Consider the following 8,255-nt stretch of genomic DNA (forward strand, 5'->3'; position numbering starts at 1 on the left):
TTCAATGAAGTTATGCGTGTAACTCTATTACAAACAGATATTGTTTGGGAAGATAAACAAGAAAATCTCCGCCTACTCCGTAGGAAGCTCAAAGCGCTTCGTGGAGTAGCGGAGATTGTTGTCTTGCCCGAAACCTTCTCTACCGGTTTTAGTATGGACAGCCGAAGGCTAGCTGAACCGGTATCGGGTGTAACCATCGCCACCTTGCGCCAATGGGCGGCGGAATTCCAATTCGCCATTACAGGTAGTTATATAGCTTGTGATGAAGAAGTAGATGCAAATAAAAATGCGGTTCCCATTCCTGATAAGTTTTATTATAACCGTGCTTTTTTCCTGACTCCCGAAGGGGGGGCTTATTACTACGATAAACGACATCTCTTTCGTATGGGCCAGGAAACGGAGCATTTTACAGCGGGGAACCAGCGGCCTGTTATCTCCTACCGGGGATGGAATATACTGCTGTTAGTCTGCTACGACCTTCGCTTCCCGGTATGGAGCCGGAACGTAAATAATGAATATGATCTTCTGATATACGTTGCCAACTGGCCTGTTCCCCGCCGCCGGGTATGGGACATTCTGTTACAAGCCCGTGCACTCGAAAATATCAGTTATGTTTGTGGTGTCAACCGTATCGGTACGGATGGAAATCAAATGCTATATAATGGCGGCAGCGTCATTTATTCACCAAAGGGCGATTTGCTTGCCAGCGTACCCGACCATGAAGAAGGAACCGCCACCGCAACTCTCGACCTCTCTGTCCTGAGAGAATTCAGACAAAAATTCCCTGCATGGAAAGATGCTGAATGTTTCCAAATTAAGAATTAATAATTAACAATTAAAGCACTATGGGACGAATGAAAGCTAAACACCGCATAGCTGACAGGTTATTCTTTCTGTTACTGACCATCTTAGTTTTTTCCTCTTGCACAAACAGCAAAAAGGATATTATTCCTTCTGCCGAGTATGCACCTTTTGTGAATGCATATACGGGAGGAGTTATCTCGCAAACTTCGAACATACGTATAGAACTGACGCAGGATCAGCCTATGGTAGATTTGAACAATGAGCTGAAAGAAAATCCATTCAGTTTCTCCCCATCTCTGAAGGGTAAAGCATATTGGGTCAGCAACAATACGATTGAATTCGTTCCTGAACCAGGAACTTTAAAGCCGGGAGAGTTCTATGAAGGTACGTTCCAATTAGGCAGGTTTGTAGAAGTGGACAGTCGCCTGAAAGAATTCAAATTCTCTTTCAGAGTACAGGAACCCAATTTCACACTGTATATCGAACCACTGACAACCATCGACATAGATAGCCATGGCGACTTGGTGACATTGAAAGGAGAAGTACGTTTCAGTGATGCCACTCCCAAAGAAGCAGTTGAGAAAATGCTCTCTGCCAAAGGCGGAAACGGCCAAAGCTATCCGGTCAGTATCACTCCAACAGATCATCCGACGCGTTATCAGTTTGAAATAGCCGGTGTCATTCGCGCAGCGGAAGACTACCAGCTAGAAATCACCGCCAACGGCAGTCCTGCAGGAATTGACCGCAAACTGACAGAAAACGTACTGATCCCTGCCAAGAATGATTTCCGTTTCCTCTCTGCCAAACGCATTGACGAACCGGAGAATGGAATTGAAATAGTATTCTCCGATCCTGTTTCTACTACACAAGACCTGAACGGATTGATTGAAATCCCCGAAGTAGCTTCTTCCATATTTCAAGTGGAGAATAATAAAGTATATGTCTACTTTGAAGCCAACCAACTGAGCAAACTGACTTTGAAGATACACGAAGGGGTGAAAAACAGCCGGGATAAATCGCTCGGCACATCACACTCCATCGCATTCAGCGAACTGAATCTGAAACCACAAGTGAGCATGTCTACATCAGCCGCTATCCTACCCGACTCCAAAAGTTTGATCATCCCGTTCCGGGCAGTCAATCTCTATGCGGTAGATTTAAGTGTAATCCGTATTTTTGAAAACAATGTACTGATGTTCATGCAGACCAATACGCTCTCATCCGCCAGTGAACTGCGCCGTTCCGGACGATTGGTTTATCAGAACACATTGTGGCTGAGCAAGGACAGTACAAAAGACGTGCACCGATGGGAAGATTATTCAATAGACCTTGCCGGACTGATTCGGCAAGAACCGGGTGCTATCTACCGTGTCATACTTTCTTTCCGGCAAGAATACTCAGCCTATCCTTGCAGCGGAACAGAAAAACAAGAGATGAGCTTTGCAGACAATACTGCTTCAGAGGGATTGACGAAAGTCAGCGGAAGTAGTACTTTCGAAGAAAATGAAGCTGAATGGGATACACCGGAAACTTATTTCTACTACAATGGTAACATTAAGATGGACTGGAGCCAGTATAACTGGCGGGAACGCAATAATCCTTGTCATGCCTCCTACTATATGGACTCTGACCGGGCAGCATCGTGCAACGTATTTGCCTCCAATGTAGGAATGATTATAAAACGGAATTCACTGAACAAGCTGTGGATTGCCGTAAGTAACATCTTGGATACCAAACCAATGGAGAAAGCGAAAGTGACTGTTTACAACTTCCAGTTACAAGCCATAGGAAGCGGTGAAACCAATAGTGAAGGATTTACAGAAATCACTCCGAAAGGTGTTCCTTTCATTGTGGTGGCCGAAGTAGAGAAACAGAAAGCTTACGTTCGTGTGGCAGATGGTGAAGAACAATCTGTCAGCCGGTTCGATGTAGGCGGAAAAGATATTCAGAAAGGATTGAAGGGGTTCGTCTATGGCGAGAGAGGGGTATGGCGACCGGGAGATACGCTGCATGTAAGCTTTATTATGGAAGACCGTGAAAAAAGAATTCCGGATAAACACCCTGTAGCATTGGAATTATATAATCCGAGAGGACAATTCTATACCAAAATGATTTCCACGCAAGGTATAAACGGTTTCTACACATTTGACCTGCCGACACGCCCGGAAGACCCGACGGGATTATGGAACGCTTACGTCAAAGTAGGCGGAACCGCTTTCCACAAAAGCCTTCGCATAGAAACGGTGAAACCAAACCGCCTGAAAATTAATCTGAAACTACCGGAGAAAGCAATCCAGGCTTCTACCAAAGAAATACCGGTAATGCTTACTTCCACATGGCTGACAGGCGCCACCGCTTCACGGTTGAAAACCAAAGTGGAAATGTCCCTGTCAAAAGTAAATACGCAATTTAAGAACTACGGACAATACATATTTAATAATCCGGCTACCGAATTTACAACTGTAAAAAACGATGTATTCGATGGAACACTGGATGCGGAAGGAAAAGCTAACTTTATGTTGAAACTTCCGGCTGCCACCAATGCCCCGGGAATGCTGAATGCAACCTTAACCAGCCGTGTATTCGAACCGGGAGGAGACGCCAGTATTTACACGCAAAGCATTCCGTTCTCTCCATTCTCTTCTTACGTAGGGATTAATTTGAACCAACCGAAAGGAAAATACATCGAGACAGACCAGGATCATGTATTCGACATTGTCACCGTAAATGCGGAAGGACAATTAATGAACCGCTCCAATCTGGAATATAAGATTTACCGTATCTCCTGGAGCTGGTGGTGGGAGAACCGGGACGAATCATTCGGAACTTATGTCAACAGTAGTTCCATCACTCCCGTAGCCAGTGGCAATATACAGACTACAGGCGGAAAGGCAACTTTTAAATTCCGGGTAAATTATCCGAACTGGGGACGTTACCTGATTTATGTGAAAGATAAGGAAAGTGGACATGCCACCGGTGGAACTGTTTATATAGACTGGCCGGATTGGCGCGGACGTTCAAGCAAGACGGATCCCAGCGGCATTAAAATGCTCGCTTTCTCTCTGGATAAAGACTCGTATGAAATAGGTGAAACGGCAACAGCCATCATTCCTGCCGCTGCGGGAGGACGTGCATTGGTAGCCCTGGAAAACGGTTCAACCGTTCTGCAACGTGAATGGATTGAAGTTTCCAACAACGGAGACACAAAGTATTCTTTCAAAGTGACTCCGGAAATGGCGCCGAACGTTTACCTGCACATCAGCCTGTTGCAACCTCATGCACAGACGGTGAATGATTTGCCGATACGTATGTACGGTGTGGTTCCGGTATTGGTGACTAATAAACAAACTATATTGCAACCGCAAATTAAAATGCCGGAAGTGTTGCGGCCGGAAACGGACTTCACCGTTACCGTCAGCGAAAAGAACGGCAAGCAGATGACATACACACTGGCCATTGTAGACGACGGATTACTCGACCTGACTAATTTCAAGACTCCCGATCCGTGGAATGAATTCTATGCCCGCGAAGCATTGGGCATCCGCACCTGGGATATGTATGATGATGTACTCGGAGCATCTGCCGGACGCTACAGTTCATTGTTCAGTACGGGTGGTGACGAGACATTGAAACCGGCCGATGCAAAAGCGAATCGCTTCAAGCCGGTAGTGAAATTCATCGGTCCGTTTTATCTGGATAAAGGAAAACAGAAGACGCACACGCTGAAACTACCGATGTACGTAGGTTCTGTGCGTACGATGGTGGTAGCGGGGCAAGACGGAGCTTATGGAAAAGCGGAAAAGACTTCTTTCGTGCGGACACCATTGATGTTGTTGTCCACACTGCCCCGTGTGCTGAGCACACAAGAAGAGATTACTGTCCCGGTAAATGTCTTTGCCATGGAGAAGGAAGTGAAGAATGTATCGGTATCCATCCAGGCTTCAGGTGGAGGTGTACAAGTGATCGATCCCAATAAACAATCCATTACTTTCAGTCAACCGGGTGACCAGCTCGTTTACTTTAAAATAAAGACCGGAAGTAAAACAGGAAAAGCAACGATACATATCACTGCCAGCGGTGGCAGTCAGGAGGCGAAAGAGACCATTGAAATCGAAGTCCGAAACCCGAATCCGGCAGTGACTTTCCGCAATAGCCAATGGGTGGAAAAAGGAGAAAGTGTAACACTTCCTTATTCATTGAATGGTGCTTCTCCGGCAAATAGCCGTATGCTGCTGGAAGTCTCACGTATTCCTTCGGTAGATATCAGCCGCAGGTTCGACTACCTGTATAATTATCAGCATCATTGCACGGAACAGCTGACTTCCAAAGCTCTGCCGTTATTGTTCGTCAGCCAGTTTAAAGCTGTGGATGAGGAAGAAGCTCAAAAGATTAAGGCTAACGTACAGGAAGCGATACGGCAACTCTATGCACGCCAGCTTCCGAACGGCGGTTTTGTTTACTGGCCGGGGAATGCCAGTGCTGATGAGTGGATTACTTCTTATGCGGGCATGTTCCTCGTATTGGCACAGGAGAAAGGCTACGCTGTCAACTCGAATGTACTGAATAAGTGGAAACGCTTCCAACGTGCTGCTGCCCAAAACTGGCGGATGCCGGATCAAGATGACAGTTGGGGTTACTGGCAAACGGGAGTGCAACAAGCATACAGATTGTACACACTGGCATTAGCCGGTGCACCTGAGCAGGGCGCCATGAACCGGATGAAAGAACAAGCTAACCTGCCTCTGCAAGCCAAATGGAGACTGGCAGCCGCTTATGCCCTGACAGGTAAGATGAAACCGGCTGAAGAACTGGTATTTAAGGCAGAAACCACCGTTACCCCTTATTCCTCACAGAACTACATCTATGGTTCGTATGATCGTGACGAAGCTATGATATTGGAAACTTTACTCCTAATGAACCGAGACCAGGCGGCATTGCAACAGGCGAAGAAGGTATCCAAGAATCTGGCTGAAGAGAATTGGTTCAGTACACAGTCCACTGCTTTCTCATTGATGGCGATGGGACGCCTGGCTGAGAAGCTTTCAGGTACTTTGGATTTCACCTGGACTTGGAACGGAAAGCAGCAACCCGTAGTGAAATCAGCCAAGGCTGTATTTGCAAAGGAACTGTCCACTTCACCGGCTTCGGGTAATATTATAGTAAAGAATGAAGGTAAAGGTGCATTAAGTGTCGACCTCATTACACGCACGCAATTACTTAATGACACGTTACCCGCAATATCCAATAACCTCCGCCTGGACGTAAAATATACGGATATGAACGGAGCGACAATATCTATAGATGATATCAAGCAAGGAACAGACTTTATGGCAGTCATCACTGTAGGTAATATCAGTGGAACCACTGCTTACAGTAATTTGGCATTGACACATATTCTGCCGTCAGGTTGGGAAATTTACAATGACCGGTTGATGACTCCGGAAGCGACACCTACCCGTGAGTATACCTACCAGGATATTCGTGACGACCGCGTATTGACTTACTTCGACTTGCGTCGCAGTGAATTGAAAAAGTTCACCATAAGACTGCAAGCTACATATGCAGGCAATTTCATTTTGCCGGCTATCCAGTGCGAAGCCATGTATGACGGTTCGGCACAAGCACGAACCAAGGCGGGAAGAACGACTGTCAGTAAGTAACATGCCACTGAGCAAAACTATCCAAATTCCCCTCCTTCTAGAAGGAGGGGTGCCCAAAGGGCGGGTGTAGGTAAGAAAAGAGTTCCTTATTAATTCATAGGTATTTTTCATTCTACCTACCACCTCCCCCCCTATGGGGTACTCCTCCTCCCGGGAGGAGGAGAATTAAGATAGTCATATTTAAATATTGATGAAGATTCAAATTATAAAGTACTTCAAACAACTGTCTATCACCAGAAAAGTAATACTCATACTTATTACAATTCTGGTGATAGGCTATATCTTTTGCCTCCCCCGGCAACTTTTCCATGTGCCCTACTCCACCGTCGTCACTGACCGGAACGGTGAATTATTGGGCGCACGCATTGCATCCGACGGTCAATGGCGCTTTCCACCCCGGACCACTACTCCGGAGAAAATAAAGCAATGCCTCATCACTTTCGAAGACAGGCATTTCTATCGCCATTGGGGAGTCAATCCTGTCTCCATTAGCAGAGCCGCCTACCAAAACCTAAAGAATAAGCGCATTGTAAGTGGAGGAAGTACCCTCACCATGCAAACGATCCGTCTGGCAAGAAACGAATCACGCACTTTTGGAGAAAAGTTCATAGAAATGATCCTGGCCACCCGACTTGAGTTTCGCGCTTCAAAAGAAAAAATCCTGTCTATGTACATCTCACACGCTCCTTTCGGAGGAAACGTAGTAGGGCTCGATGCCGCTACCTGGCGATATTTCGGACATCCCGCCGAAGAACTGTCCTGGGCAGAAGCAGCCATGCTGGCAGTACTTCCAAATGCACCCGCCATGATTCATCTCTCCAAATCACGACAATTATTACTTAATAAAAGAAACCGTCTGCTAAAACAACTATATGCACGAAAGATTATAGATAACTCCACTTACGAACTGGCTATCAGCGAACCACTCCCCGACGAGCCTCATCCACTCCCCCAAACCGCTCCCCATCTAGTCAGTCGCTTCTATCAGGAACGAAACGGAAAATATTCCATATCAACCATCGACAGGGGTATTCAAACCCAAATAGAGAACGCAGCCGAACGTTGGAGCAATGAATTTAACCGGAGTGATATACGCAACCTGGCAATTCTGGTGATTGATATCCGAACCAATCAGGTTGTGGCTTATTGCGGCAATGTCAATTTCGAACGGAAGCAAGCCGGTAACCAAGTAGATGTTATTCAGGCACCCAGAAGCACGGGAAGTATTCTGAAACCATTTTTATATTACGCCATGTTGCAGGAAGGCAGTCTGCTACCTCATACGCTACTGCCCGATATACCGGTTAATATTAATGGCTTTACACCTCAAAACTTCAGTTTGCAATTCGAAGGTGCCGTTCCCGCTTCGGAAGCTCTTGCACGTTCATTGAATATTCCGGCAGTGACGATGCTACAAAGATATGGTGTTCCCAAGTTTCATACTTTTCTGAGGCAAATAGGCTTAAAAACAATCAATCGTCCGGCTTCCCATTATGGTTTATCACTCATTCTGGGCGGAGCGGAAGCTACCCTGTGGGATGTGACAAATGCGTATGCTTACATGGGGCGGAGTTTATTGCAGCTTCCACAAACAGAATGTAGTTTGCTGCTTGCGGACGCTGAAGGATCAGGAGAATCAGAAGTCTTCGCTTCGGGAAAATCGACGGATACTTTCCAATCGGGAGCCGCATGGCAAACCTTCAATGCGTTAACCGAGGTGAATCGTCCCGAAGAAATAGACTGGAAATCAATCCCCTCCATGCACCCCATTGCCTGGAAGACCGGAACAAG

The 8,255-nt window shown here is 46.3% G+C and carries 3 protein-coding genes; all 3 read left to right on the forward strand.

Going from position 1 to position 8,255, the window contains the following annotated elements; genetic code table 11:
* The first annotated feature begins 12 nt into the window (after positions 1 to 12).
* Positions 13 to 825 (forward strand): amidohydrolase, encoded by an 813-nt coding sequence (locus BACCELL_RS22605; protein WP_007214431.1) that lies wholly within the window; start codon positions 13 to 15, stop codon positions 823 to 825.
* Positions 826 to 845: 20 nt separating this feature from the next.
* Positions 846 to 6,464 carry an alpha-2-macroglobulin family protein gene (locus BACCELL_RS22610; protein WP_007214432.1) on the forward strand — a complete coding sequence of 1,873 codons (5,619 nt, stop codon included), beginning with the start codon at positions 846 to 848 and terminating at the stop codon, positions 6,462 to 6,464.
* A 190-nt stretch (positions 6,465 to 6,654) separates the two neighbouring features.
* On the forward strand, positions 6,655 to 8,255 hold a 1,601-nt coding region (pbpC, locus tag BACCELL_RS22615; RefSeq protein WP_007214433.1), incomplete at its 3' end, for a penicillin-binding protein 1C.

Origin of the sequence: Bacteroides cellulosilyticus DSM 14838, from assembly GCF_000158035.1 — a bacterium.
GTDB classification, from domain to species: domain Bacteria; phylum Bacteroidota; class Bacteroidia; order Bacteroidales; family Bacteroidaceae; genus Bacteroides; species Bacteroides cellulosilyticus.